Origin of the sequence: Klebsiella sp. M5al, from assembly GCF_002090195.1 — a bacterium.
Classification (GTDB): domain Bacteria; phylum Pseudomonadota; class Gammaproteobacteria; order Enterobacterales; family Enterobacteriaceae; genus Klebsiella; species Klebsiella grimontii.
The window spans coordinates 500,940-526,725 of the sequence record NZ_CP020657.1; the positions used below are offsets into that span (position 1 = coordinate 500,940).

The 25,786-nt window shown below is 56.2% G+C and carries 22 protein-coding genes and 3 tRNA genes; 17 read left to right on the forward strand and 8 right to left on the reverse strand.

Features of this window, described 5'->3' with window-relative positions; all coding sequences use genetic code 11:
* Both BWI76_RS02450 and frdA read right to left on the reverse strand, forming a co-directional pair.
* Positions 1 to 735: a succinate dehydrogenase/fumarate reductase iron-sulfur subunit gene (locus tag BWI76_RS02450; protein ID WP_004097940.1), complete on the reverse strand. Its 735-nt coding sequence runs from the start codon at positions 733 to 735 to the stop codon at positions 1 to 3.
* Positions 728 to 2,518 (reverse strand): fumarate reductase (quinol) flavoprotein subunit, encoded by a 1,791-nt coding sequence (gene frdA, locus BWI76_RS02455; RefSeq protein ID WP_004871137.1) that lies wholly within the window; start codon positions 2,516 to 2,518, stop codon positions 728 to 730. Before frdA ends, BWI76_RS02450 begins: the two co-directional genes overlap by 8 nt.
* Positions 2,519 to 2,793: 275 nt before the next feature.
* Here frdA and epmA point away from each other — a divergent pair, with 275 nt between their 5' ends.
* On the forward strand, positions 2,794 to 3,771 hold the full coding sequence (gene epmA, locus BWI76_RS02460) for an elongation factor P--(R)-beta-lysine ligase (RefSeq protein ID WP_004117360.1): 978 nt from the start codon (positions 2,794 to 2,796) through the stop codon (positions 3,769 to 3,771).
* 119 nt (positions 3,772 to 3,890) lie between these two features.
* Here the strand turns inward: epmA and mscM are convergent, their stop codons facing one another.
* The 3 genes from mscM to rsgA form a co-directional block, all read right to left on the reverse strand.
* Positions 3,891 to 7,217: a miniconductance mechanosensitive channel MscM gene (gene mscM / locus BWI76_RS02465; protein WP_049086624.1), complete on the reverse strand. Its 3,327-nt coding sequence runs from the start codon at positions 7,215 to 7,217 to the stop codon at positions 3,891 to 3,893.
* 24 nt (positions 7,218 to 7,241) lie between these two features.
* Entirely contained in the window at positions 7,242 to 8,204 is a 963-nt protein-coding gene (gene asd / locus BWI76_RS02470; RefSeq protein WP_049086623.1) for an archaetidylserine decarboxylase, read from the reverse strand.
* Between the two features lie 93 nt (positions 8,205 to 8,297).
* Positions 8,298 to 9,359 (reverse strand): small ribosomal subunit biogenesis GTPase RsgA, encoded by a 1,062-nt coding sequence (gene rsgA / locus BWI76_RS02475; RefSeq protein ID WP_004871132.1) that lies wholly within the window; start codon positions 9,357 to 9,359, stop codon positions 8,298 to 8,300.
* A gap of 94 nt (positions 9,360 to 9,453) precedes the next feature.
* Between rsgA and orn the strand changes: the two genes are divergently transcribed.
* Positions 9,454 to 9,999, forward strand: a complete 546-nt coding sequence (gene orn, locus BWI76_RS02480; protein WP_004097954.1) for an oligoribonuclease — start codon at positions 9,454 to 9,456, stop codon at positions 9,997 to 9,999.
* 41 nt (positions 10,000 to 10,040) lie between these two features.
* On the opposite strand, the gene BWI76_RS02485 is transcribed toward orn, so the two are convergent.
* Positions 10,041 to 10,772, reverse strand: coding sequence for an arginine ABC transporter substrate-binding protein (locus BWI76_RS02485; RefSeq protein WP_004871130.1), 732 nt, complete (start codon positions 10,770 to 10,772; stop codon positions 10,041 to 10,043).
* A 286-nt stretch (positions 10,773 to 11,058) separates the two neighbouring features.
* Between BWI76_RS02485 and BWI76_RS02490 the strand changes: the two genes are divergently transcribed.
* The 3 genes from BWI76_RS02490 to BWI76_RS02500 all read left to right on the forward strand — a co-directional run bounded on the left by BWI76_RS02490 (position 11,059) and on the right by BWI76_RS02500 (position 11,333).
* Positions 11,059 to 11,134: transfer RNA gene (locus tag BWI76_RS02490), tRNA-Gly, on the forward strand.
* Positions 11,135 to 11,157: 23 nt separating this feature from the next.
* Positions 11,158 to 11,233: transfer RNA gene (locus BWI76_RS02495), tRNA-Gly, on the forward strand.
* Between the two features lie 24 nt (positions 11,234 to 11,257).
* Positions 11,258 to 11,333: transfer RNA gene (locus tag BWI76_RS02500), tRNA-Gly, on the forward strand.
* 270 nt (positions 11,334 to 11,603) lie between these two features.
* Here the strand turns inward: BWI76_RS02500 and queG are convergent.
* Positions 11,604 to 12,743, reverse strand: coding sequence for a tRNA epoxyqueuosine(34) reductase QueG (gene queG, locus BWI76_RS02505; RefSeq protein WP_064371506.1), 1,140 nt, complete (start codon positions 12,741 to 12,743; stop codon positions 11,604 to 11,606).
* Between the two features lie 13 nt (positions 12,744 to 12,756).
* Here queG and nnr point away from each other — a divergent pair, with 13 nt between their 5' ends.
* The 9 genes from nnr (at position 12,757) to hflC (ending at position 23,011) form a co-directional block, all read left to right on the forward strand.
* Complete coding sequence (nnr, locus tag BWI76_RS02510) at positions 12,757 to 14,268, forward strand: bifunctional ADP-dependent NAD(P)H-hydrate dehydratase/NAD(P)H-hydrate epimerase (protein WP_165909815.1); 1,512 nt, start codon at positions 12,757 to 12,759, stop codon at positions 14,266 to 14,268.
* The gene (gene tsaE / locus BWI76_RS02515; RefSeq protein WP_004871122.1) at positions 14,261 to 14,722 is read left to right on the forward strand and encodes a tRNA (adenosine(37)-N6)-threonylcarbamoyltransferase complex ATPase subunit type 1 TsaE; all 462 of its coding nucleotides are present in this window, start codon (positions 14,261 to 14,263) and stop codon (positions 14,720 to 14,722) included. Before nnr ends, tsaE begins: the two co-directional genes overlap by 8 nt.
* A 16-nt stretch (positions 14,723 to 14,738) precedes the next feature.
* Complete coding sequence (amiB, locus tag BWI76_RS02520) at positions 14,739 to 16,076, forward strand: N-acetylmuramoyl-L-alanine amidase AmiB (RefSeq protein ID WP_004871121.1); 1,338 nt, start codon at positions 14,739 to 14,741, stop codon at positions 16,074 to 16,076.
* 10 nt (positions 16,077 to 16,086) lie between these two features.
* The gene (mutL, locus tag BWI76_RS02525; RefSeq protein WP_004871118.1) at positions 16,087 to 17,982 is read left to right on the forward strand and encodes a DNA mismatch repair endonuclease MutL; all 1,896 of its coding nucleotides are present in this window, start codon (positions 16,087 to 16,089) and stop codon (positions 17,980 to 17,982) included.
* Entirely contained in the window at positions 17,975 to 18,925 is a 951-nt protein-coding gene (miaA, locus tag BWI76_RS02530) for a tRNA (adenosine(37)-N6)-dimethylallyltransferase MiaA (protein ID WP_032695150.1), read from the forward strand. The genes mutL and miaA overlap by 8 nt, the downstream gene beginning before the upstream one ends.
* 92 nt (positions 18,926 to 19,017) lie before the next feature.
* Positions 19,018 to 19,326: an RNA chaperone Hfq gene (hfq, locus tag BWI76_RS02535; protein ID WP_004871115.1), complete on the forward strand. Its 309-nt coding sequence runs from the start codon at positions 19,018 to 19,020 to the stop codon at positions 19,324 to 19,326.
* Between the two features lie 75 nt (positions 19,327 to 19,401).
* A complete protein-coding gene (gene hflX / locus BWI76_RS02540) occupies positions 19,402 to 20,682 on the forward strand; it encodes a ribosome rescue GTPase HflX (protein WP_004128082.1) in 1,281 nt (426 codons plus the stop codon).
* A gap of 65 nt (positions 20,683 to 20,747) precedes the next feature.
* Positions 20,748 to 22,004 (forward strand): FtsH protease activity modulator HflK, encoded by a 1,257-nt coding sequence (gene hflK / locus BWI76_RS02545; protein ID WP_004128085.1) that lies wholly within the window; start codon positions 20,748 to 20,750, stop codon positions 22,002 to 22,004.
* 2 nt (positions 22,005 to 22,006) lie between these two features.
* Complete coding sequence (hflC, locus tag BWI76_RS02550) at positions 22,007 to 23,011, forward strand: protease modulator HflC (protein ID WP_004871105.1); 1,005 nt, start codon at positions 22,007 to 22,009, stop codon at positions 23,009 to 23,011.
* 63 nt (positions 23,012 to 23,074) lie between these two features.
* Here the strand turns inward: hflC and BWI76_RS02555 are convergent, their stop codons facing one another.
* Positions 23,075 to 23,365 (reverse strand): hypothetical protein, encoded by a 291-nt coding sequence (locus BWI76_RS02555; protein WP_004871104.1) that lies wholly within the window; start codon positions 23,363 to 23,365, stop codon positions 23,075 to 23,077.
* 218 nt (positions 23,366 to 23,583) lie between these two features.
* On the opposite strand from BWI76_RS02555, the gene BWI76_RS02560 reads away from it, so the two are divergent.
* The 3 genes from BWI76_RS02560 (at position 23,584) to nsrR (ending at position 25,759) form a co-directional block, all read left to right on the forward strand.
* Positions 23,584 to 23,781 (forward strand): DUF2065 domain-containing protein, encoded by a 198-nt coding sequence (locus BWI76_RS02560; protein ID WP_004097978.1) that lies wholly within the window; start codon positions 23,584 to 23,586, stop codon positions 23,779 to 23,781.
* Positions 23,782 to 23,883: 102 nt separating this feature from the next.
* Entirely contained in the window at positions 23,884 to 25,182 is a 1,299-nt protein-coding gene (locus tag BWI76_RS02565; RefSeq protein ID WP_004097979.1) for an adenylosuccinate synthase, read from the forward strand.
* A 151-nt stretch (positions 25,183 to 25,333) separates the two neighbouring features.
* The gene (gene nsrR / locus BWI76_RS02570) at positions 25,334 to 25,759 is read left to right on the forward strand and encodes a nitric oxide-sensing transcriptional repressor NsrR (protein ID WP_004097980.1); all 426 of its coding nucleotides are present in this window, start codon (positions 25,334 to 25,336) and stop codon (positions 25,757 to 25,759) included.
* Positions 25,760 to 25,786 lie beyond the last annotated feature (27 nt).

Sequence of the window (25,786 nt, forward strand, 5' to 3'; positions counted from 1 at the left end):
TTAGCGTGGTTTCAGGGTGGCGATAAGAAAGTCTTTCGAGCTTTCTACCTTGCCCTGCTGGATCGCGGCCGCCGGGTCGACGTGTTTCGGGCAGACTTCGGAGCAGTAGCCCACGAAAGTACATGTCCAGACGCCATTCTGGCCGTTAAGCTGCGCCATACGTTCCTTTTTACCGTGGTCGCGGCTGTCTTCGTTGTAGCGATGGGCGAGGGTGATCGCCGCCGGGCCGATAAACTCCGGATTAAGACCAAACTGCGGACAGGCCGCATAGCACAGGCCGCAGTTGATGCAGCCGGAGAACTGATGGTATTTGGCCATTTGCGCCGGCGTCTGCGTGTTCGGGCCCTGATCGGGCGTGCGCGGGTTGCCAATAATGTACGGCTTAATGGCTTCCAGGCTTTCGATAAAGTGGGTCATATCGACCACCAGATCGCGCTCGATTGGGAAGTTGGCCAGCGCCTCGACTTTAATACCTTTGGTGTATTCGCGCAGGAAAGTTTTACAGGCCAGCTTTGGCACCTTGTTCACCATCATGCCGCAGGAACCGCAAATCGCCATGCGGCAGGACCAGCGGTAGCTGAGGTCTGGCGCGAGGTTGTCCTTGATGTAGCCCAGAGCATCAAGCAGTGAGGTTTGCTCATCGTAGGGAACTTCATAGAAAGCGCTATGCGGTGCGATATCCACTTCCGGGTTGTAGCGCACCACTTCGACTTTCATATTTTTCATCTCAGCCATTCGTCGTCTCCTTCTTCTCGGCTGCTTCCGCTTCCGCACCGTACACGCGTTTTGCCGGCGGCAGAGTGGTGATTTTCACCTCACTGTACTCCAGACTGGTATTACCGTCGGCATCGCGGAAGGCGAGGGTATGCTTGAGGAAGTTGACGTCGTCACGCTCGGTGCAGCCTTCGTCCAGACGCTGATGCGCGCCGCGGGACTCTTTACGCGCGAGGGCGGAATGCGCCATACATTCGGCGACGTTCAGGCCATGGCCCAGTTCGATGGTGTACAGCAGGTCGGTATTGAACACGCTGGAGGTGTCGGTGATACGCACGCGCTTGAAGCGCTCCTGCAGCTCGGCCAGCTTATCAACCGTTTTCTGCATAAGCTCCGGCGTACGGTAGATACCGCAGCCTTCTTCCATTGACAGGCCCATTTCGTCACGAATCTTGGCCCAGTTCTCGTTACCTTCCTGATTAACCAGATCTTTCAGGCGGTTCTCGATATCGACGACCTGCGCGTCCAGCGCGGCGCTATTGGCTTCGCCCGCTTCGGTTGCGCGCTGCATGGCCTGTTCTCCGGCCAGACGGCCAAACACCACCAGCTCCGCCAGGGAGTTGGAGCCAAGGCGGTTGGCGCCGTGCAGGCCGACCGAAGAACATTCGCCCACGGCAAATAGCCCTTTGATGCGGGTTTCACACTGCTGGTCGGTTTCGATCCCGCCCATGGTGTAGTGCGCGGTCGGACGTACCGGAATGGGATCTTTCACCGGATCGACGCCAACGTAGGCCTTCGAGAGTTCGCAGATAAACGGCAGACGTTCAAGCAGCTTTTTCTCGCCCAAATGTCGCAGATCGAGATAGACCACATCGCCTCGCGGCGTGGGGATCGTGTTGCCCTTACGCCATTCGTGCCAGAAAGCCTGGGAGACTTTATCGCGCGGGCCCAGCTCCATATATTTATTTTTCGGTTCGCCCAGCGGAGTTTCCGGACCCATGCCGTAATCCTGCAGATAGCGGTAGCCGTTCTTGTTGACCAGAATACCGCCTTCGCCGCGGCAGCCTTCCGTCATCAGAATTCCGGAACCCGGGAGACCGGTGGGGTGATATTGCACGAACTCCATATCGCGCAGCGGTACGCCGTGGCTGAGCGCCATACCCATACCGTCGCCGGTGACGATACCGCCGTTGGTATTGTAGCGATACACGCGTCCTGCGCCGCCGGTCGCCAGAATGACCGCGTTGGCGCGGATTTGCACCAGCGTACCTTCCATCATATTCATCGCGACCAGACCGCGAGCCTGGCCATCATCCACCAAAATATCCAGAACAAAATGCTCATCGAAGCGCTGGATTTGCGGGAATTGAAGCGAAGTCTGGAACAGGGTGTGCAGCATATGAAAGCCGGTTTTATCGGCAGCGAACCAGGTTCGCTCGATCTTCATGCCGCCGAATCGCCGGACGTTGACGCTGCCGTCCGGGCGGCGACTCCACGGGCATCCCCACTGTTCGAGCTGGGTCATTTCCGTCGGGCAGTGATGAACGAAGTAGTCAACGACGTCCTGCTCACACAGCCAGTCGCCGCCTGCAACGGTGTCGTGGAAATGGTACTCAAAGCTATCATGATCCTGCGCGACGGCAGCGGAACCCCCTTCAGCAGCAACGGTATGGCTGCGCATAGGATAGACTTTTGAAATTAGAGCGATTTTAGCATTTGGATTAGCTTGCGCGGCGGCTATTGCGGCGCGAAGACCTGCTCCGCCTGCGCCTATTACGGCAAGATCGGCTTGAAAAGTTTGCACGACATTCCTCCAGTTTTTGTTTATTTCGCCGCCGGGCTGGCGAAAACGTATCACTGCTCCTTTATAGGTAAGGAGTATAGCCGTAGGGTCATAAGGGAAAATTGACGTGTTCGATTTTTTTATCGTTCTGTGCGGTTGTTTATCTGCTTGCTTTATGCTTTTGGGTTATCAATAAATTAAGTGTATGTAACGCGTTTACGCATTCGCACAAAATTTGTTTCATCTGCCAGTTACGAGTAGACTTCGTGCCCTTGTTTCAAATCGGAGAAAGTACCATGAGCGAAACGGCAACCTGGCAGCCGAGCGCATCCATTCCAAATCTGTTAAAACGTGCAGCGGTGATGGCGGAAATTCGCCGTTTCTTTACCGACCGCGGCGTGCTGGAGGTGGAGACGCCCTGCATGAGTCAGGCGACGGTGACGGATATTCATATGGTCCCGTTTGAGACGCGTTTCGTTGGTCCTGGCCACTCTCAGGGGCTGAACCTGTACCTGATGACCAGCCCGGAATATCACATGAAGCGCCTGCTGGCGGCCGGCTGCGGCCCAGTGTTTCAGCTATGCCGTAGCTTCCGTAATGAAGAGATGGGGCGTCACCATAATCCGGAATTCACCATGCTGGAGTGGTATCGTCCGTGCTATGACATGTACCGGCTAATCAACGAAGTAGACGATCTGCTACAGCAGGTACTCGACTGCCAGCCGGCCGAAAGCCTCTCTTATCAGCAAGCCTTCCTGCGTCATCTGGAAATCGACCCGCTGTCGGCAGATAAAACGCAGCTGCGCGAAGTGGCGGCGAAGCTCGATTTGAGCAATATTGCCGATACGGAAGAGGATCGGGACACGCTGCTTCAGCTACTTTTTGTCATGGGCGTCGAGCCGCATATTGGTAAAGATCGTCCGACGTTTATCTATCATTTCCCGGCCAGCCAGGCGTCACTGGCGCAAATCAGCACTGAAGATCATCGCGTAGCGGAACGTTTCGAGGTCTATTACAAAGGCATTGAGCTGGCTAATGGTTTTCATGAGCTCACAGACGCCCGCGAACAGCGGCAGCGTTTTGAGCAGGATAACCGCAAGCGTGCGGCTCGCGGCCTGCCGCAGCAGCCCATCGATCATCATCTGCTGGCTGCCCTGGAAGCCGGGCTGCCGGATTGTTCCGGCGTAGCGCTGGGCGTTGACCGGGTGGTGATGCTGGCGCTGGGCGCAGAAAGCATCGGCGACGTTATCTCGTTTACCGTCGACCGCGCCTGATCTTCCTTTCCACTTTCCTGCAGGACATTGACGGGGATGACCGCCGATGTACGGCGGTATGGTTGATTGTCCGGTAGTGCGATCGTTCTGGCCTTGCCTGTGTTCAGGCAAGGCCGTTCTTACAGGCTGCCGGGCGTGCGGCTGGTTTTCCCTGCCGAGGTCAGCGCTCTGCTGCTTTTTCTGCCATCGATGCTCTCCAGGCGCATCTGGAACGGCGGGAACGGCATATCGATACCGTGCTCGCGGAACCCGGCCAGAATCAGCTGATGCATCTCGTGGCGCAGCGGCATACGGTGACCCATTTCGGCGGCGTAGATACGCAGCTCGAAAATCTGGATCCCCTGCTGCAGGTCAACGAGGAACGCTTCCGGCGCCGGGGTATCGATAACCAACGAACAGCGGTGCGCGGCATTTAACAGGATCTGCGCCACCTCTTCGGTATTGGCATCCACCGGCGCAGGCACCGTTAACACTACGCGGGTCACGGAATCCGACAACGACCAGTTGATGAATTGTTCGGTGATGAACGCCTTGTTCGGCACGATAATCTCTTTACGGTCCCAGTCGCTGATAGTCGTGGCGCGAGTATTAATACGCGTCACGCTGCCGGTGAGATCGCGAATAGTGACCGTATCGCCAATCCGTATCGGTTTCTCAAACAGGATAATCAGGCCGGAGATAAAGTTGGCGAAGATCTCCTGCAAGCCAAAACCGAGACCGACGCCGAGGGCGGCAATGAGCCACTGTAGCTTGGACCACTCAATGCCAATCATCGAGAAGCCGACCAGACCGCCGATCAGCATCAGCAGATACTTCGTGATGGTGGTGATGGCGTAGCCGGTGCCCGGCGTCAGTTCCAGATGCTGGAGGATCGCCAGTTCCAGCAGCGCGGGCAGGTTGCGCACCAGCTGGGTGGTAATAATCAACACCAGGATGGCAATCAGCACCGCGCCGAGGGTAATCGGCTCCAGGCTCTCAACGCCCTGTACCGTAGAAGTGACGTCCCACAGCGAGATATTCTCCAGGAAGCTAAACGCGGAATGGATTTCTGACCACAGCACGATAACCGACACCAGCGCGATCAGCATCAGCAGGGAGCGCACCAGACGCAACGACTGGGTACTGATGGCATCCAGATCGACCTCGCTGACCTCGGCTTCCATTGAACCTTCCGGGCTGCTGGTATGCTGAGCCTCTTCTTCGCCACGTGCGCGCTGGGCGAGGATCTCCGCCCGTCGGTGCTTGGCGCGATCGAACGCCAGGCGGCGCCGCTGGATCAACATCCAGCGGCGGATGATGTGATAGACCACCAGCAGCAGGAACCAGATGGCGACCGAGGTTTCGAGCCTGGCGAGCAGCGCCTGCGCCGTGGCGAGATAGCCGATCGCCGCCGCCAGCATCGCCACCAGCGGCGCGCCGAGCAGCATATTCCACAGCAGCCGGTTCAGCATATTGTCGCCGCTGCCTTCTTTATCCAGATACAGCGGGATTCCGGCGCGTTTCAGGCTCAGGGTCACCATCGCCAGCGCGCCGCAAATCAGCATAAAGCAGAGGCGGCCCAGCGAGGCGGAAAACTCGCGATCGTTGAGGTTATCGAAGGTAATCAGCGCCATAATCAGCGGCACGATCAGCCCGATGCTCATCAGGTAGTAGCGCATCGCTTTGCTGACGCGGCTACGCGGCCAGCCGAAGTGGGCGACGAACAGGCCGTTCGGGCGGGCGAACGTGGCGCAAATCATCACCACCCACAGCAGCGGCACCGTGGCGGTGACGCTATCGCCAATGGCGACCGCCAGCGGGAAAGGCCAGGCGGCCTGCAGGCCATAGCCCAGCGTCATCCACAGTACCGGCAGCGGCGAGGCCACCAGTATTGACCAGAACACCGTGCGCAGCGTGAGCCAGAAGTGATCCTGCGTAACCTTGCCGACGCGCGCGCTGGAGCGCTCAAGGAAGCTGGTGAAATGGCGGCGCGAGCTGATGCTGAACCCCACCAGAATGAGCGCGACGAAGAGCGGCAGCAGGGTCTCTTTGCTGGTCAGCATCATCATGCTGGCTTTGCCGAGCTGGCTCATGGTATCGAGCGAGATCAGACGGCGTAGGTCCTGAACGATCTCCAGCGGCCATGAGAAGCCGATTGGGCTGACGTCGGAGGTCCAGAACAGATAGCGGTGGGTCGCTTCGTTGATCTCTTTAAGCGCATCCTCAAGCTGACCGTTAGCGACTTTTAGCTTGGTCAGTTCGAGCATAAGCGTATCGCCGCCGCGCAGCAGGGAGTTGAGCAGCTCAGTCTGCGTACGCATCTGAGCCTGCAGAATACGGTTCTGCTCGCTGGTGAGCGGTTCCCCATCCGCCTGACGAATTTGTCTTAGCTGCGGCTGTTTGCCGAGCTGATCTTCATAGCGTAAACGCTGCACGCGCAGCTGCGCCATTTCGGTATCCAACTGCTGCGGTCGCGGGATTTCCGGCAGCCGCGCAACCTGCGCGCGCAGGGCTTCGCCGAGCAGATTGGAAGAACCCAGCCACTGGGACTGTTCGCGCAGGGTGTTTAAAGCCTGACGCACCTGCAGGGTTTGATTGGTCGCCTGGCGCTGCTGCGAGGCGATCAGATCCATCCGCTGCGCCTGCTGGTTGAGCGCCTGCGACAGCTCGCGGTTAACTTTAAACTGCGCCACGATATCCGGCGGCAGGTTTTCGCTGTTTTCCGCCAGCAGTTCGGTGCTTTCCAGCGCTTTCTCCGCCTCGCGCTGTCGTTGATTATTTAGCTGATTACGCAGCGCCTGTAGCCAGGCGTCGAGCTGTTCGCTCTCTTTCTGCGCCAGCTCGGAGCGCAACCGTGAAAGTTCCTGACGGTTATTGGCGGAGAGCTGGGCCAGATCGAGCTCATCGACCAGCGCTTTCAGCCGCGCGGACTCCGCCTGCAGACCAAGATTCTGCGCCTGCGCCAGCGGCGTATTGCTATTTTGCGCGCCAACCCGGCGCTCAACCTCGTTCAACTGGCGGCGGGCATCGCTCTGCTGCTGCGGCAGTTGGTTAAGCGAGTCGGCGATGTCCCGGGCGCGATCCTGCTCCTGCTGAGCTTTACGGCTGGCTTCCAGCAGCTGGCTGCTGACCTGGAGAATCTCCTGGTTCAGCGCATCAGAGGAGAGGGTAGTAGAGACCTGGCGCGGCTCATCGCTCAGATTATTGAGCTGCGCGCGCAGGGTTTGCGACAGTTTGGGGAAGTTATCGATAACGTCCTGGTACTGACGGACGCGCTCAAGGGAAGCATTACGCTCCTCAAGGGCGTTGAGGGCAGATTGCAGGACTTCGACGGTCTCAGGCTGGGCGGGCTTCGCCGCCTTCGCCTGTTCCAGTTCCTGAGCTATCTGTTTAGCATCCGGGGCTGTCGCTGCGTACGCCCCAAAACTGAGGCACCAGGCCAGCAGGAAAGTGTATATCAGGCGCACGGCGTAACCTTTTTTTTTCAGGAATTAACCTTCGTCTTGTTTATCGTCAACCAGCGGACTGGCGGCATGTTCAGCGCGGACTTCTTCCTCTGCCAGCGGAGCGGGCTCGACCGGCGCTACGGCTTCAGGCGCGGTTGCCAGCGGCTGGCCTATTTTGGTGGCCGACAGGCTGTGTAACTGCTCAACCAACGTCACCTGGCCTGGCGCAAATAGGTTGATCACCGTGGAGCCCAGCTTAAAGCGGCCCATCTCCTGGCCTTTAAGCAGGGCGACGGAGCCTTCGCTATCGCCGGCGGGCCAGGTCCAGCGCTTAATGACGCCTTCACGCGGCGGCGTCACGGTACCGGACCATACGGTTTCGATGCTGCCGACGATGGTGGCGCCGACGAGGATCTGCGCCATGGGGCCGAATTCAGTATCGAACAGGCAGATGACGCGCTCGTTGCGGGCAAAAAGATTCGGCACGTTTTGCGCGGTCAGATGGTTCACGGAGAACAGGTCCCCCGGCACGTAGATCATTTCGCGCAGAATACCGTTGCACGGCATATGCACGCGGTGGTAATCGCGCGGTGACAGATACGTGGTGACGAAGCTGCCGTTACGAAACAGGTCGGCCATCTGGTAGTTACCGGCCAGCAGCGCTTCCAGGCTGTAGTTGTGACCTTTGGCCTGCAAAATTTTGTCGTCTTCAATGGCGCCGAGCTGGCTGATGACGCCATCGGCAGGCATCACCAGCACGCTCGGGTCGGTGTTTAACGGACGTACGTCATCGCGCAACGGGCGAACGAAGAAATCGTTAAAGGTGCGGTAGCTGGCGGTGTCAGGCTTTTGCGCCTCTTTCATATCGACCTTGTAATATTTCACGAACAGATCGATGACCAGCTTTGTCAGCCAGCCTGCTCGCTTGCGCGCACCCCAGCCTGCGAGGCGGGTGAGCCACAGTTTAGGCAGAATGTATTGCAGTGAAAGTTTAAGATCGTTTAACAAGGTAGCCTCCAGGCCATTATTTGTCGTTCCTGGCCCCGCGCAACAGCGGGACCTGAAAAAGGGGGACGATTCTAACGATGCTCAGGTTAAATGTCAGTCATCAGATGATGAAAAGCTTTTACGCGTTTTTACCTGTACCTGCGCCATGCTTTCCAGAATGCGGTGGTAGTTTTCAAATCGGCTTTCGGCGATTTCCCCTTTCTCCACCGCTTCGCGAATGGCGCAGCCCGGGTCAGCGTCGTGCTTGCAGTCGCGGTATTTGCAACGGCCTAAATAATCATGGAATTCGACAAAGCCGTGGGTGATTTGTTCCGCGTCGAGGTGCCACAGACCGAACTCGCGTACGCCCGGCGAATCAATCACATCGCCGCCGTGCGGGAAGTGGTACAGGCGCGCGGCCGTGGTGGTGTGTTGCCCCAGTCCTGAGACGTCCGAAACGTCATTGGTGAGGATTTGGTCATCATGCAGGCCCAGCAGCGCGTTCAGCAGGCTGGATTTGCCTACCCCGGACTGCCCGGCAAAAATACTGATACGATCGGTGAGCGCCTCTTCAAGCGGCTTCAGGCCATCCTGCGTGCGGCTGGAAACCATCAATACGCGATAACCAATATGGCGATAAATGTCCATCTGCTCGTTGACGAAGGCCATGCTCTCCTGATCCAGCAGATCGATCTTGTTGAGTACGATCAGCGGCTCAACGTTCAGCGCTTCGCAGGCCACGAGATAGCGGTCGATAATATTCGGAGAAAGCTCAGGCAAAATCGCGGAGACAATAACAATCTGATTGATATTGGCGGCGATAGGTTTGACGCCGTCGTAGAAATCCGGACGCGTCAGTACGGAAGTTCGTTCATGTACGGCCTCGACGATACCCTTGACGTTGACGCCGTCAGCTTCGCTTTTGCCCGGGCGCCAGACCACGCGATCGCCGGTAACCAGCGAACGAATAGTTCGGCGAATATTGCAACGGTGGACGCTACCGTCGGCGGATTCGACATCGGCATGCATGCCAAAGCGGCTAATGACGGTCCCTTCGGATTTCTCACCGAACAGGTTGTCATCAAAATCGGCCTTCTCCGAAGTCGTTTTCAGGCGGCGCTGGTGGTTGGCCTTCACGCGGCGCTGTTGGCCTTTGGAGAGTTTATTTTTACTCAATCGAACTGGCTCCTGGTCGCCCTGTACGGGCAAAACCTCTATGATACACGCTATTTTAGATGAATATAGTGACGTAAGAAGGGTGGAAAATAACATGAGTGCAGATGAAAACAACCTGATTTGGATCGATCTTGAAATGACGGGGCTGGATCCGGAGCGCGATCGCATCATCGAAATCGCCACCCTGGTGACCGACGCGAATCTGAACATTCTGGCGGAAGGGCCGACGATTGCGGTACACCAGTCAGATGCGCAGCTGGCGTTGATGGACGAGTGGAACGTGCGTACCCATACCGGCAGCGGGCTGGTGGAGCGGGTGAAGGCGAGCACCCAGGGCGATCGTGAAGCCGAACTGGCGACTATCGAATTCCTCAAAAAATGGGTACCGGCGGGTAAGTCGCCAATCTGCGGCAATAGCATCGGCCAGGATCGCCGCTTCCTGTTTAAATATATGCCGGAGCTGGAAGCCTATTTTCACTACCGTTACCTCGACGTCAGCACGCTGAAAGAGCTGGCTCGTCGCTGGAAACCGGAAATTCTTGACGGTTTTAAGAAACAGGGGACGCACCAGGCGATGGACGATATTCGCGAGTCGGTCGCGGAACTGGCTTACTACCGCGAGCACTTCATCAAGCTTTAATGTTTATGCCGGGGCCAGAAGCGCCCCGGCATGACGTCTGATTATTTAAACCACTTCTGTTCCATCGCCTGGAATTCCGGCGAGGCCTTTACGACATCCAGAGCGGCATTGAGGTTATTCAGCAGCTCAGGATCGTCTTTACGTACCGCAATGGCGTACTGCTTACCGTAGTAGCCGGGATCCGTGGCGCGTTCGTCCATCATGGCGTAGTCGGGGTTATCCTGGAGCCATTTCGTTAACGTCTCCTGATCGCCCATCACGCCGCTAATCACGCCTTCTTTAAGCGCGCGCAGGGCGCTTTCGTCGCTGTCGTAAGGCACCGCATGCACGGCTTTTTGTTTGTCCCGCAGATAGTGCTGATGAAGGGTGCCTTTCACGACGCCGAGTTTTTTATCCTTCAGATCGGCAAAGGTATGGGCGGCGTCTTTGGCTGTGACCACTACGCCGGACAGCGCCTGACGATAGGGATGGCTGAACGCGACCTGTTTTTCCCGCATCGGAATCACTTCGATACCGGCAATCACGGCGTCGAATTTCTTAAAGCGCAGCGCCGGGATGAGGGTATCGAACCCCTGGGGAGTAAATTTGCATTCAACCTGCATCTGCTTGCACAGCGCATTGGCCAGGTCGATATCAAAACCCGTGGGTTGGTTTTTGCCACTGACGGTTTCAAACGGCGGATTGGCCGTCGTTGTCCCAAAATGTAGCGTTGTTGCCGATGCTGTTCCTGTGGCAAGCGTGGCCAGCAGCAGGACGGTAAGCGCTTTTTTCATTTTATTTCCCTGGTTATCATCGTTGTTGACCGTCAGCGGGCGATATCCGCCTGTAAACTTGAGCGATTTTGCGCCTTTAGCGAGCCCGGAAAAAGTCATTTTGCGGCATTTGCTGTTTATTTAGACAAACCAGGCCTGGATGTGGTGATAAAGTGGTCACTTAAACCAAAAACGAAAAAAATTGCGTTCAGGGGGGTTGCAGCTAAATCGAATTCTCGTATAATGCGCCTCCCGTGACGAAGCAGAAATGCAAATCACGACGCCATAGAAATATGGCCAGAAGTATGCGGGAATAGCTCAGTTGGTAGAGCACGACCTTGCCAAGGTCGGGGTCGCGAGTTCGAGTCTCGTTTCCCGCTCCAAAATTTGAAAGTACCACACCCAAGCGGGAATAGCTCAGTTGGTAGAGCACGACCTTGCCAAGGTCGGGGTCGCGAGTTCGAGTCTCGTTTCCCGCTCCAAAATTTGAAAGTTACCACACCCAAGCGGGAATAGCTCAGTTGGTAGAGCACGACCTTGCCAAGGTCGGGGTCGCGAGTTCGAGTCTCGTTTCCCGCTCCAAAATTTCTTCTCATATCCAGTTTATCCACAGCGCAACTACACGTCATGAATGCTTTTCGCGATGTCCTGAAAATACTGTGAACAGAGTTATCCACAGGTTAGTCTTTCGTCTTTTCTCAGAAAAACACTTCACTATGTAAATAGTATTTTTATATATAACTGAAATATAAGAATTAAATTTCATTTCAAAGTGTTAATCCGATCACTTGACGAACGTCTGCCCGTTGAAACGCAATGTGTTTTTATTTTTATTCACACCCTGTGAATGAATCAGGCGTCGCGCGGTAGTCCTTTTTCAACCACCCTGACCAGCCGTAGCTTCTTGGGCAATTGCACCTCAACCACATTGGCATTTCGTTTTGCCATTTGCTGCGTCATCGCCCACTCGATGTGTTCATCGAGAAGTGGGTGCTCACCCCGGCGGCTCTCCAGCGCTTTGAGGTTGGCTTCATCCCAGGGCGCATTGCCCAGCGCGACAGCGATATTACGTAGCCAGCGCAGATGGCCAATACGGCGAATAGCCGATCCCTCCGTCACTTTTAGAAAATATGACTCGCTCCAGGTGAAAAGCTCCAGTAACTCAGGGGCATGCAGCGCCTTGCGCGGGCTGAAATCATCTTCATCGGTCAGCTGCGCGAAGCGGTTCCACGGGCAAATCAGCTGGCAATCATCGCAGCCGTAAATGCGGTTACCGATCAGCGGGCGGAACTCTTCCGGGATGGCGCCTTCCAGTTCAATCGTCAGATAGGAGATACAGCGCCGGGCGTCGACGGTATAGGGCTCGACGATGGCGCCGGTTGGGCAGATAGTCATGCAGGCCACGCAGCGCCCACACTCTTCCTCGACGGGTTGGTCGATGGGAAGAGGGAGGTCGATAAGCAGCTCGCCGAGGAAAAAGAACGAGCCGGCATCGCGGCTGAGGATAAGTGAGTGCTTACCTGTCCATCCCAGCCCCGCTTTTTCGGCTAAAGGGCGTTCAAGAATCGGCGCGGAATCGACAAAGGGTCTAAAATTGAGCGAAGCACACTGCGCCTGAATCATCTCACCTAATTTTTTCAGGCGATGACGTAACAGCTTATGATAGTCCCTTCCGAGGGCGTAACGGCTAACGTAACCCCGCGCGGGATCTTTCAGGGTGCGGGCGAATGCGGCATTAGCGGGCAGATAGTTCATCCTCACGCTAATCACGCGTAAGGTACCGGGCTGGAGTTCATGAGGGCGCGCGCGCATCATGCCGTGGCGCGCCATCCACTCCATTTCGCCGTGGTATTGTTTATCCAGCCACGCCTGTAGTTTAGGTTCGCTGGTGCTGAGATCGGTATCGGTAATACCGACCTGCTGGAACCCCAGCTCTGTGCCCCACTGTTTGATTTGCTGCGCTAAATGATTGAGATCGAGGGGCTGTGACATGATGGACCATACGATGACGAAAAACACCGACAGTATACCACATATCATCTGGCCGGCGGAGGCGCTACGGCGGGCGGAAAAAGAGGCGGCGGATGCCCTTGGGCTGACGTTATATGAGCTGATGCGCCGTGCGGGCGAAGCGGCTTTTGAACTTGCCTGCGTACAGTATCCAGGAAGCCAGCACTGGTTGATTCTTTGCGGCCACGGTAATAACGGCGGAGACGGCTACGTGGTGGCTCGCCTGGCGCAGGCGCGCGGGATTCAGGTTACGCTGCTGGCGCTGGAGAGTGAGAAGCCGCTGCCGGAAGAGGCCAGCCTGGCGCGTGAAGAGTGGCTTAACGCCGGCGGGACGATTCACGCCGCGAACATCGCCTGGCCTGAAGATATCACGTTGATTATTGACGGCCTGCTCGGTACCGGGCTACAGAGCGCGCCCCGGGAAAACGTCGCTGAGCTTATCGCGCATGCTAACGCTCATCCGGCGCCGGTTGTCGCGCTCGATATTCCCTCTGGTCTGAACGCGCAGACAGGTACGACGCCAGGCGCGGTTATCCATGCTGCTCATACCATCACGTTTATCGCGCTTAAGCCGGGGCTGCTGACCGGCAAAGCCCGCGATGTCGTGGGCCGCCTGCATCATCACGCTTTAGGGCTTGAGCGCTGGCTGGCAGGCCAGACGACGGCAATCAGTCGATTCGATGCCTCGCAGCTTCCCGACTGGCTGCCGCCGCGACGCCCAACATCGCACAAAGGCGATCACGGTAAGCTGGTGATTATTGGCGGCGAACCGGGTACGGCGGGAGCCATTCGCATGAGCGGGGAAGCGGCGCTGCGCGCGGGCGCCGGGCTGGTGCGCGTCCTGACTCATAAGGACAATATCGCCCCCGTTCTGACCGCCAGGCCGGAGCTGATGGTCCATGAACTGTCATCCCGCGCGCTTGAGGAAAGCCTGCAATGGGCGGATGTCGTCGCGATTGGGCCGGGTCTTGGTCAGAGCGAGTGGGGTAAGAATGCGCTGCGCCAGGCGGAGAATTTTCGCAAACCGATGGTCTGGGATGCGGATGCGCTGAACCTGCTGGCAATCAATCCCGATAAACGTCACAATCGCGTGCTGACGCCGCATCCCGGCGAAGCCGCCCGTCTGCTGAACGTGAGTGTGGCAGAAATTGAAAGCGATCGCTTACATTCTGCACAACGTCTGGTAAAACGTTATGGTGGCATCGTGGTGCTGAAAGGTGCAGGTACGGTCGTGGCGAGCGAAACCGGCGAAATGGGCATTATTGACGCCGGTAATGCTGGAATGGCCAGCGGCGGGATGGGCGATGTGCTGACCGGCATTATCGCTGCGTTGTTAGGCCAGCGCCTGGCGCCGTATGATGCTGCCTGCGCCGGATGCGTTGCTCATGGCGAAGCCGCCGATCGGCTGGCGGCGAGACACGGCACCCGCGGAATGCTGGCGACCGATCTTTTTTCCACGCTCAGGCGTGTTGTTAACCCGGATGTGATTGACGTAGACCATGATTAACCGAGTGATTCCTTTACCCGATGAGCAGGCCACTTTAAGCCTTGGCAACCGCGTCGCGCAGGCATGCACTGGCGCGACGGTCATCTATTTGTATGGCGATTTAGGGGCGGGTAAGACCACCTTTAGCCGCGGTTTCCTTCAGGCTCTCGGTCACCGTGGCAACGTTAAAAGCCCAACCTACACCCTCGTCGAGCCTTACAGTCTCGAGAATTTGATGGTCTATCACTTCGATCTTTATCGCCTGGCGGATCCTGAGGAACTCGAGTTTATGGGGATCCGCGATTATTTTACTGACGATGCTATCTGCCTGGTGGAATGGCCGCAGCAGGGCACGGGAGTACTGCCGGACCCGGATGTTGAAATTCACCTCGAGTATCAGGCACAAGGGCGTGAGGCGCGCGTAACCGCGGTCTCCTCATTGGGTGAGTCTTTATTGGCGCGTTTGGCTAATTAGCCTGAAGGACGACGGGATGATGTATCGCTTAACCAGTTGGCTGGCCGCCGCGCTGATGCTGTTCAGCATTCAGGCCACTGCGGCAAGTTTATCCGATATCCAGGTCTCAAATGGCGATCGGCAGGCCCGCATTACCATTAGTTTTATCGGCGAGCCTGAGTATTCGTTTAGCCCCCAGGGCAAACGCATCGTGGCGCTGGATATTAAACAGACCGGCGTACTCCAGGGGCTACCGCTGCAGTTTAGCGGTAATAATCTGGTAAAAAGTATTCGTTCCGGGACGCCGCAGGATACGCAGTCGCTGCGCCTGCTGGTGGATTTAACTGCCGATGGCAAAACCCGCGCGGTGAAACAGCAGAACGGCTCTAACTACACCGTGGTGTTTACGATTAACGCCGACGCACCGCCTCCACCTCCGCCACCGCCGCAGCCGGTGGTGGTTAGACAGGCGGAAAGGCCCATGGCGCAGCCCGTGCGTCCGAGCGAACCCGCACGCAACCCGTTTAAAGCCGATAACGACCGGCTCACCGCGGTGACCAGCACCAGTAGCGTAACGCGTCCCGCGGCGCGTACCGTTTCTGGCGACGACAAAGTGATTATCGCCATTGACGCCGGCCACGGCGGCCAGGATCCGGGGGCCATTGGCCCGAACGGCACGAAAGAGAAGAACGTGACCATTGCTATTGCGCGTAAGCTCCGCGCGCTGCTGAATGCCGATCCGCAGTTCAGGCCCGTTCTGACGCGCGACGGCGATTACTTTATTTCAGTCATGGGACGATCTGACGTCGCGCGTAAGCAAAACGCCAATTTCCTTGTCTCCATTCACGCCGACGCTGCGCCGAATCGCGATGCAACCGGAGCCTCGGTTTGGGTACTTTCCAACCGCCGCGCGAACAGCGAAATGGCCGGCTGGCTCGAACAACATGAGAAGCAGTCCGAGCTGCTGGGCGGCGCGGGTGATGTGCTGGCCAATAGCCAGTCGGACCCTTACCTGAGCCAGGCGGTGCTGGATTTACAGTTCGGCCATTCCCAGCGCGTCGGGTATGATGTGGCGACCAATGTGCTGAGCCAGCTGCAGCGTATCGGCGATTTACATAAGCGTCGTCCTGAGCATGCCAGCCTCGGCGTACTGCGTTCGCCGGATATCCCGTCGATCCTTGTCGAAACGGGTTTTATCAGTAATACCGGCGAAGAGCGGCTGCTGGGCAGCGATGCCTATCAGCAGCAGGTCGCAGAAGCGATTTATAACGGTCTGCGTAACTACTTTATGCAGCATCCTCTGCAATCCGCGCCGCGCGGGGCAGCCGCGCAGACCGCCAGCGCAGGTTCGTCTGATGGGACGTTGTTAAATTAAGGAGACGGCCATGCCGATACAGGTTCTACCGCCGCAGCTCGCCAACCAGATTGCCGCAGGTGAAGTGGTGGAACGACCGGCGTCGGTGGTCAAAGAGCTGGTGGAAAATAGCCTCGATGCCGGGGCGACGCGCATCGACATTGATATTGAGCGCGGCGGGGCGAAGTTAATCCGCATTCGCGATAACGGCTGCGGCATTAAAAAAGACGAGCTGGCGCTGGCGCTGGCCCGTCACGCCACCAGTAAAATTGCTTCGCTGGACGACCTTGAGGCGATCATTAGCCTCGGCTTTCGCGGCGAAGCTCTGGCCAGTATCAGCTCAGTGGCTCGCCTGACGTTGACCTCGCGTACCGAGGATCAGCAGGAGGCCTGGCAGGCCTATGCCGAAGGGCGCGATCAGGCGGTCACCGTGAAGCCGGCGGCGCACCCGGTTGGGACAACGCTGGAAGTGCTGGATCTGTTTTATAACACCCCCGCCCGGCGCAAATTTATGCGCACCGAAAAAACCGAATTTGGCCATATCGACGAGATCGTCCGGCGCATCGCGCTGGCGCGTTTCGACGTCACTATCAACCTCAGCCACAATGGTAAAGTCGTGCGCCAGTACCGGGCGGTATCGCAGGACGGCCAGCGCGAGCGGCGTCTGGGCGCGATCTGCGGTTTGCCATTTCTCGAACACGCGCTGGCGATTGAGTGGCAGCATGGGGATCTTACCCTCAGCGGCTGGGTGGCCGATCCTCTGCATACCAATCCGACGCTGGCGGAGATTCAATATTGCTACGTCAATGGGCGGATGATGCGCGATCGCCTGATTAATCACGCGATTCGTCAGGCCTGTGAAGACAAACTGGGGGCCGATCAGCAGCCTGCTTTTGTGCTGTACCTGAAGATAGATCCGCATCAGGTGGATGTGAACGTCCACCCGGCCAAACATGAAGTGCGTTTTCATCAATCGCGTCTGGTGCACGATTTTATCTATCAGGGCGTGCTGAGCATCCTGCAGCAGCAGCTGGAGGTGCCGTTGGCAAAAGAGGGCGGTGAGCCCGCGCTGCGGCAGGTGCCGGAAAATCGCGTTGCGGCAGGCGGCAATCATTTTGCCCAGCCGGCGGTCGCGCGTGAAAACGCGGCTCCCCGATATCGTGATGAGCCCGCCGCGCCGCGCTTTAACGCTGGCGGTTCGCGAGAACCTGCCGCCTCGGGGTCATCTTCAACTGACGGAGCCGGCTGGCCGCATGCGCAGCCAGGCTATCAAAAACAGCAGGGTGCGCTCTACCGCCAACTGCTGGATACTCCTGCCGCGGAGCGCAAACCCAAATCTCCCGCACCGGCGGCGGAAGGCCTGTCAGGTCATAGCCAAAGCTTTGGCCGCGTGCTGACCATTATCGATAGCGACTGCGCGCTGCTGGAGCGCGACGGTAAGTTAGCGCTGCTGGCCCTGCCGGTCGCTGAGCGCTGGCTGCGCCAGGCGCAGCTGACGCCGGGCGCAGAGGCGGTTTGCGCCCAACCGTTGCTTATCCCGCTACGGATAAAAGTGTCCGAAGAGGAAAAAGACGCGCTCAAGCAGGCGCAGTCGGCGCTGGCAGAGGTCGGGATTGAACTCCAGTCCGATGCGCACCACGTGACGATCCGCGCAGTGCCTTTACCCTTAAGACAACAAAATTTACAAATCTTGATTCCTGAACTGATAGGCTACCTGGCGCAGCAAAAAACCGTCGACGTCGGCAATATTGCTCAGTGGATGGCGCGTAACCTGGCGAGCGAACATGCGCAGTGGAATATGGCGCAGGCGATTGCCGTCCTGGCGGATATTGAGCGCTTATGTCCGCAGCTGGTTAAAGCGCCGCCGGGTGGTCTGTTACAACCTGTTGATTTACATTCGGCGATGAATGCCCTGAAAGATGAGTGATGTAACCGAGGCAAGCCTGCCTAAGGCAATATTTTTAATGGGCCCGACGGCCTCTGGTAAAACCGCATTGGCGATCGCCTTACGTAAAGTTTTGCCAGTAGAGTTGATTAGCGTTGATTCAGCCCTCATTTATCGAGGAATGGACATCGGCACGGCCAAGCCGGATGCCGCGGAGCTAAGCGCTGCGCCGCATCGGCTGCTGGATATTCTTGATCCGGCTGAAGCTTATTCCGCGGCGGATTTTCGTCGTGATGCGCTGGCTGAGATGGCTGATATTGTTGCCGCCGGGCGTATTCCGCTACTGGTTGGCGGAACGATGTTGTATTTCAAGGCGTTGTTGGAAGGATTGTCGCCTCTACCCTCGGCTGACCCTGAGGTCAGGGCCAGGATCGAGCAACAGGCCGCAGAGCAAGGATGGAACGCGTTGCACCAGCAGCTACAGGAAATTGATCCGGTTGCCGCCGCGCGTATTCATCCAAATGATCCGCAAAGACTTTCCCGAGCACTGGAAGTTTTTTTCATTTCGGGTAAAACTTTAACGGAGCTGACGCAAACGTCAGGTGATGCTCTGCCGTATAAGGTGCACCAGTTCGCCATCGCCCCGGCGAGCCGTGAACTGCTCCATCAACGCATAGAACAGCGTTTTCATCAGATGTTGGCTTCAGGTTTTGAAGCAGAAGTGCGGGCGCTTTTTGCCCGGGGAGATTTGCATACGGATATGCCTTCCATTCGTTGTGTCGGATATCGCCAGATGTGGTCGTACCTAAATGGCGAGATCCCGTATGATGAAATGGTTTATCGAGGTGTTTGCGCCACGAGACAGTTGGCTAAACGTCAGGTTACCTGGCTGCGCGGTTGGGAAGGTATTCATTGGTTAGACAGTGAACAACCTGAACAAGCGTTCAACAAAGTATTACAGGTTGTTGGTGCTAGCCTGGACTGAACGTGTACAATTGAACAGGTATCGTGCGTAATTTTTTTAAGAATCGTAAGGTTCTGAGTACAAAACAAGCATACATATAAGGAAAAGAGAGAATGGCTAAGGGGCAATCTTTACAAGATCCGTTCCTGAACGCTTTGCGTCGGGAACGTGTTCCGGTTTCTATTTATTTGGTGAATGGTATTAAGCTGCAAGGGCAAATTGAGTCTTTCGATCAGTTCGTGATCCTGTTGAAAAACACGGTCAGCCAGATGGTCTATAAGCACGCAATTTCTACTGTTGTCCCGTCTCGCCCGGTGTCACACCACAGCAATAATGCTGGCGGCGGTACAAACAACTATCACCACGGTGGTGGTGCGCAGGGTACTTCTGCGTCGCAGCAAGACAGCGAAGACGCCGAATAAGGCAGAAGCTGTTTTTCCACGTCGGGGAGCCAGGTTTTCTGCGTTCCCCGCTGGTATTTTATAAGGGGTTTACGCTTGTTTGACCGTTATGATGCCGGTGAGCAGGCGGTACTGGTACACATCTATTTTTCGCAAGACAAAGATATGGAAGATCTCCAGGAGTTTGAAACTCTGGCCTCTTCCGCCGGTGTCGAAGCAATGCAGGTGATTACCGGTAGCCGTAAAGCACCGCACCCGAAGTATTTTGTTGGTGAAGGTAAAGCTGTCGAAATAGCGGAAGCCGTCAAAGCGACCGGAGCATCGGTCGTGCTCTTCGATCATGCCCTGAGTCCGGCTCAGGAACGAAACCTGGAGCGCTTATGCGAATGTCGGGTTATCGATCGTACCGGCCTGATTTTAGATATTTTTGCCCAGCGAGCGCGTACCCACGAAGGGAAACTGCAGGTCGAGCTGGCGCAGCTGCGTCACATGGCGACTCGCCTCGTTCGCGGCTGGACCCACCTTGAAAGACAGAAAGGCGGGATTGGTTTGCGCGGCCCGGGTGAAACCCAGCTCGAAACTGACCGCCGTTTGCTGCGTAACCGTATTATGCAGATCCTGGCGCGGCTGGAAAAAGTTGAAAAACAGCGCGAGCAGGGACGGCGTTCACGCGCCAAAGCCGATATTCCTACCGTGTCGCTGGTCGGTTATACCAACGCCGGTAAATCCACGTTGTTCAACCAGATAACTGAAGCCGAGGTCTATGCTGCGAACCAGCTGTTCGCCACTCTGGATCCGACGCTGCGCCGCATTGACGTCCCTGATGTTGGCGAAACCGTACTGGCGGATACCGTAGGTTTTATCCGCCACCTGCCGCACGACCTGGTGGCCGCGTTTAAAGCGACGCTCCAGGAGACGCGCCAGGCGACGCTGCTGCTGCATATTATTGATGCGGCCGATGTGCGTGTGCAGGAAAACATTGACGCGGTAAATACGGTGCTCGCGGAGATCGAGGCCGATGAGATCCCGACGCTGCTGGTTATGAATAAAATCGACATGCTGGATGATTTTGAGCCGCGTATCGATCGAGATGAAGAAAATAAACCGATTCGGGTCTGGCTTTCCGCCCAGACCGGGGTTGGCGTACCGCTGCTTTTTCAGGCTTTGACGGAACGGCTTTCTGGTGAAGTGGCGCAGCACACGCTGCGCCTGCCACCGCAGGAAGGCCGGTTGAGAAGCCGGTTCTATCAGCTTCAGGCGATAGAGAAAGAGTGGATGGAGGATGACGGTAGCGTTGGTCTGCAGGTGCGCATGCCGATCGTTGACTGGCGTCGCCTCTGTAAACAAGAGCCAGCGCTGGTTGAATACGTGATTTGACCTTGCAGCTTGCCTGAAGATATTAACCCCTGTGGGGATATCAAAAACAAATATGGAGCATATACATGGCGTGGAATCAGCCCGGTAATAACGGACAGGACCGCGACCCGTGGGGAAGCAGCAATAACCAAGGCGGCAACTCTGGGGGAAATGGCAACAAAGGCGGTCGCGATCAGGGACCTCCCGATCTGGATGATATCTTCCGTAAGCTAAGCAAAAAACTTGGCGGCCTGGGTGGCGGAAAAGGTGGACTGGGCGGCGGTAGCGGCTCTCAGGGACCTCGCGGGCCAATGGGCGGGCGTATCGTCGGCATCGTTGCCGCCGCTGCGGTTATTATCTGGGCAGCCAGCGGTTTCTATACCATTAAAGAAGCTGAACGTGGCGTCGTCACTCGCTTTGGTAAATTTAGCCATCTGGTTGAGCCTGGCCTTAACTGGAAACCGACCTTCATTGATAGCGTTCAGGCGGTTAACGTTGAGTCGGTCCGTGAACTGGCGGCTTCCGGCGTCATGCTGACGTCTGACGAAAACGTCGTGCGCGTTGAGATGAACGTGCAGTACCGCGTGACCGATCCGGAACGCTATCTGTTTAGCGTCACCAGCGCGGACGACAGCCTGCGTCAGGCTACCGACAGCGCCCTGCGCGGCGTGATCGGCAAATACACCATGGACCGTATCCTGACCGAAGGACGTACCGTCATTCGTAGCGATACTCAGCGTGAGCTGGAAGAGACCATTCGTCCGTACAACATGGGTATTACCCTGCTGGACGTCAACTTCCAGACGGCGCGTCCGCCGGAAGAAGTAAAAGCCGCGTTTGACGATGCGATTGCCGCACGTGAAAACGAACAGCAGTACATTCGTGAAGCGGAAGCTTACACCAACGAAGTTCAGCCGCGGGCTAACGGTCAGGCGCAGCGTATTCTTGAAGAAGCTCGCGCATACAAGACCCAGACCGTTCTTGAAGCTCAGGGTGAAGTGGCTCGCTTTGCGAAAATCCTGCCTGAGTATAAAGCGGCTCCGGAAATCACCCGCGAGCGTCTGTATATCGAAACCATGGAAAAAGTGCTGAGCCATACGCGCAAAGTGCTGGTTAACGATAAGGGGAGCAACCTGATGGTTCTGCCTCTGGATCAGATGCTGAAAGGCGCCGGCGCGCCGGCGGCAAAGAGCGATAGCAGTGGCGCAAGCGATCTGCTGCGTCTGCCGCCTGCATCCAGCTCAAACAGCGCCAGTAACGCTTCTACCTCTACGGGAGGCACCATTATGGACCAACGCCGCGCCAACGCGCAGCGTAACGACTACCAGCGTCAGGGGGAATAACGATGCGTAAATCTGTTATCGCGATAATTGTCATCGTGCTGGTGGTGCTCTACATGTCCATCTTTGTGGTCAAAGAGGGCGAGCGCGGGATCACGCTGCGTTTTGGTAAAGTTCTGCGCGACGATGAAAACAAACCTCTGGTGTACGCGCCAGGACTGCACTTCAAGATTCCGTTTATTGAGTCTGTGAAGATGCTCGATGCGCGTATCCAGACGATGGACAATCAGGCCGACCGCTTCGTCACCAAAGAGAAGAAAGACCTGATCGTTGACTCCTACATCAAGTGGCGCATCAGCGACTTTAGCCGTTACTACCTGGCAACCGGCGGCGGTGATGTCTCCCAGGCCGAGGTGCTGCTGAAACGTAAATTCTCTGACCGTCTGCGTTCTGAAATTGGCCGTCTCGATGTGAAAGACATCGTGACCGACTCCCGCGGTCGTCTGACCCTGGAAGTGCGCGATGCGCTGAACTCAGGTTCCGCGGGCACGGAAGATGAAGTCAGCACGCCGGCTGCCGATGACGCGATTGCCAAAGCGGCAGAGCGTATTGAAGCGGAAACCAACGGTAAGGTTCAGGTGATCAACCCGAACAGTATGGCGGCGCTGGGTATTGAAGTCGTCGACGTGCGAATCAAACAGATCAACCTGCCGGCTGAAGTGTCTGAAGCGATCTACAACCGTATGCGCGCCGAGCGTGAAGCGGTTGCCCGTCGCCATCGTTCACAAGGTCAGGAAGAAGCTGAAAAACTGCGCGCGACCGCGGATTATGAAGTGACCAAAACGCTGGCGGAAGCCGAGCGTCAGGGACGTATCCTGCGCGGTGAAGGCGATGCGGAATCGGCGAAACTGTTTGCTGACGCATTCAGTCAGGATCCGGGCTTCTATGCCTTTATCCGTAGCCTGCGCGCGTACGAGAACAGCTTCCAGAGCAATCAGGATGTGATGGTTCTCAGCCCGGACAGCGATTTCTTCCGCTATATGAAATCACCTACGGCAACGAATCGTTAATAACTGATGGCATAAGTAAAAAGGCGCCCTTTATAAGGCGCCTTTTTTACAACCGAGCTGGAATTAATTGCCGAGAAGTTTATTGAGCAGACCGCCGATTACCGGCAGGCCTGCCAGGGTACTCTCAATGGCTCCGCCAACGGTGAAACCAACCGTCTCGCCTACGGTTTTGCCTAAATCGGGAGCAATAGTTGAAAGATTGATAGTGCCTATAATCGGCAGTTCAATGTTCAACATATCGCTGCTGAGCGACCACACGGCGGCGCCAGCTTTTGCACCTATAGAAGCGAGACTATCCTGTAACCAGCCTGCGCCGCTTACGGCGTCGATTTCAATTGCGGTTAATTCTCTCATCATAATCCTCCTGATTATTTTATGCTCGTATCTGAAACTGATACGCGCTGGCATAGTTGCAATTTAAAAAAACACATTCAATACAATAAATTATGAATTTTGTTTCACTAAATAGGTTCATAATAACGATGAAATACCGGACAATATGAAATAAAAGTAAACGCAACGTTGATAAACGACTGGTTCTGTACTGGGCGGCGTATAAATAAAGGTGGATAATGAATTCAACAATCTGGCTGGCACTGGCGCTGGTTTTAGTCCTTGAAGGACTGGGTCCGCTGCTTTATCCACGCGCGTGGCGTCGAATGGTCGCCACCATGAGCCAACTACCGGATAATTTATTACGCCGGTTTGGCGGTGGTCTTGTGGTTGCTGGCATCGTCATCTACTACATGTTGAGGAAAACGATTGGCTGAGCGTAAAGTAGACTAATTTCCCGTCTTTCGAGTGCAAAAAGTGCTGTAACTCTGAAAAAGCGATGGTAGAATCCATTTTTAAGCAAACGGTGATTTTGAAAAATGGGTAACAACGTCGTCGTACTGGGCACCCAATGGGGTGACGAAGGTAAAGGGAAGATCGTCGATCTCCTGACTGAACGGGCTAAATATGTTGTGCGCTATCAGGGCGGTCACAACGCCGGCCATACTCTCGTAATCAACGGTGAAAAAACCGTCCTCCATCTTATTCCATCAGGTATTCTTCGCGAGAATGTCACCAGCATCATCGGCAACGGTGTCGTGCTGTCTCCGGCTGCGCTGATGAAAGAGATGAAAGGTCTGGAAGACCGTGGTATCCCTGTCCGCGAGCGTCTGCTGCTTTCTGAAGCTTGCCCGCTTATCCTCGAATATCACGTTGCGCTGGATGTCGCCCGCGAGAAAGCGCGTGGCGCGAAAGCTATCGGTACGACCGGTCGCGGTATCGGCCCGGCTTATGAAGATAAAGTGGCTCGCCGCGGTCTGCGCGTTGGCGATCTGTTTGATAAAGCCACCTTCGCTGAGAAACTGAAAGAAGTGATGGAATATCACAACTTCCAGCTGGTGAATTTCTACAAAGCCGAAGCGGTTGATTACCAGAAAGTTCTCGATGACGTGATGGCGATTGCCGACATCCTGACCGCGATGGTTGTTGACGTTTCCGATCTGCTCGACCAGGCGCGCAAGCGTGGCGATTTCGTCATGTTTGAAGGCGCGCAGGGTACGCTGCTGGATATCGACCACGGTACTTATCCGTACGTGACCTCTTCCAACACCACCGCCGGTGGCGTGGCGACCGGTTCCGGTCTGGGTCCGCGTTATGTAGACTACGTTCTGGGTATCATTAAAGCCTACTCCACTCGCGTAGGCGCGGGTCCGTTCCCGACTGAGCTGTTTGATGAAACCGGCGAGTTCCTGTGCAAGCAGGGTAACGAGTTTGGCGCCACCACCGGCCGTCGTCGTCGTACCGGTTGGCTGGATGCCGTGGCGGTACGCCGCGCGGTGCAGATTAACTCCCTGTCGGGTTTCTGCCTGACTAAGCTGGACGTCCTGGACGGCCTGAAAGAAGTTAAAATCTGCGTTGCCTACCGTATGCCGGATGGCCGCGAAGTGACGACCACTCCGCTGGCTGCTGACAACTGGGAAGGCATCGAGCCGATTTATGAAACCATGCCGGGCTGGTCTGAAACCACCTTTGGTGTGAAAGAGCGCAGCGGCCTGCCGCAGGCAGCGCTGAACTACATCGCACGCATTGAAGAGCTGACCGGCGTACCGGTTGATATTATCTCTACCGGTCCTGACCGTACCGAGACGATGATTTTGCGCGATCCATTCGACGCGTAATGATCTCCAGGGGCGCCGTTAAGGCGCCTCTTGTTTTTACTGTTCGCCCGCCCCACTTAAATAAATTAGCGGCCTGAGCGCTGGCTGGTTTATCATCAATAGTAATTACGTCTACCGACGCACTCTGTTTTTCTTTTCCCTGAGGTTGATTGTGCAGTTAACGAGTTTCACTGATTACGGATTACGCGCGCTGATCTATATGGCGTCGCTGCCGGATGGAAGAATGACCAGCATCTCCGAAGTAACGGAGGTTTACGGCGTTTCTCGTAATCATATGGTTAAAATAATCAATCAGCTAAGTCGCGTAGGGTATGTGACGGCGGTACGGGGAAAGAACGGAGGGATTCGTCTTGGTAAACCGGCAAATATGATTCGCGTGGGTGATGTTGTTCGCGATCTGGAGCCGCTCTCGTTGGTCAATTGTAGTAGCGAATTTTGCCATATTACGCCCGCCTGTCGTCTGAAACAGGCGCTTGCTGAAGCCGCGCAAAGTTTTCTCAAGGAACTGGATAACTACACGCTGGCCGATTTGGTTGAAAAGAATCAACCGCTTTATAAATTATTACTGGTGGAGTGACGTAAACTTCACTGGAGATGACAACGG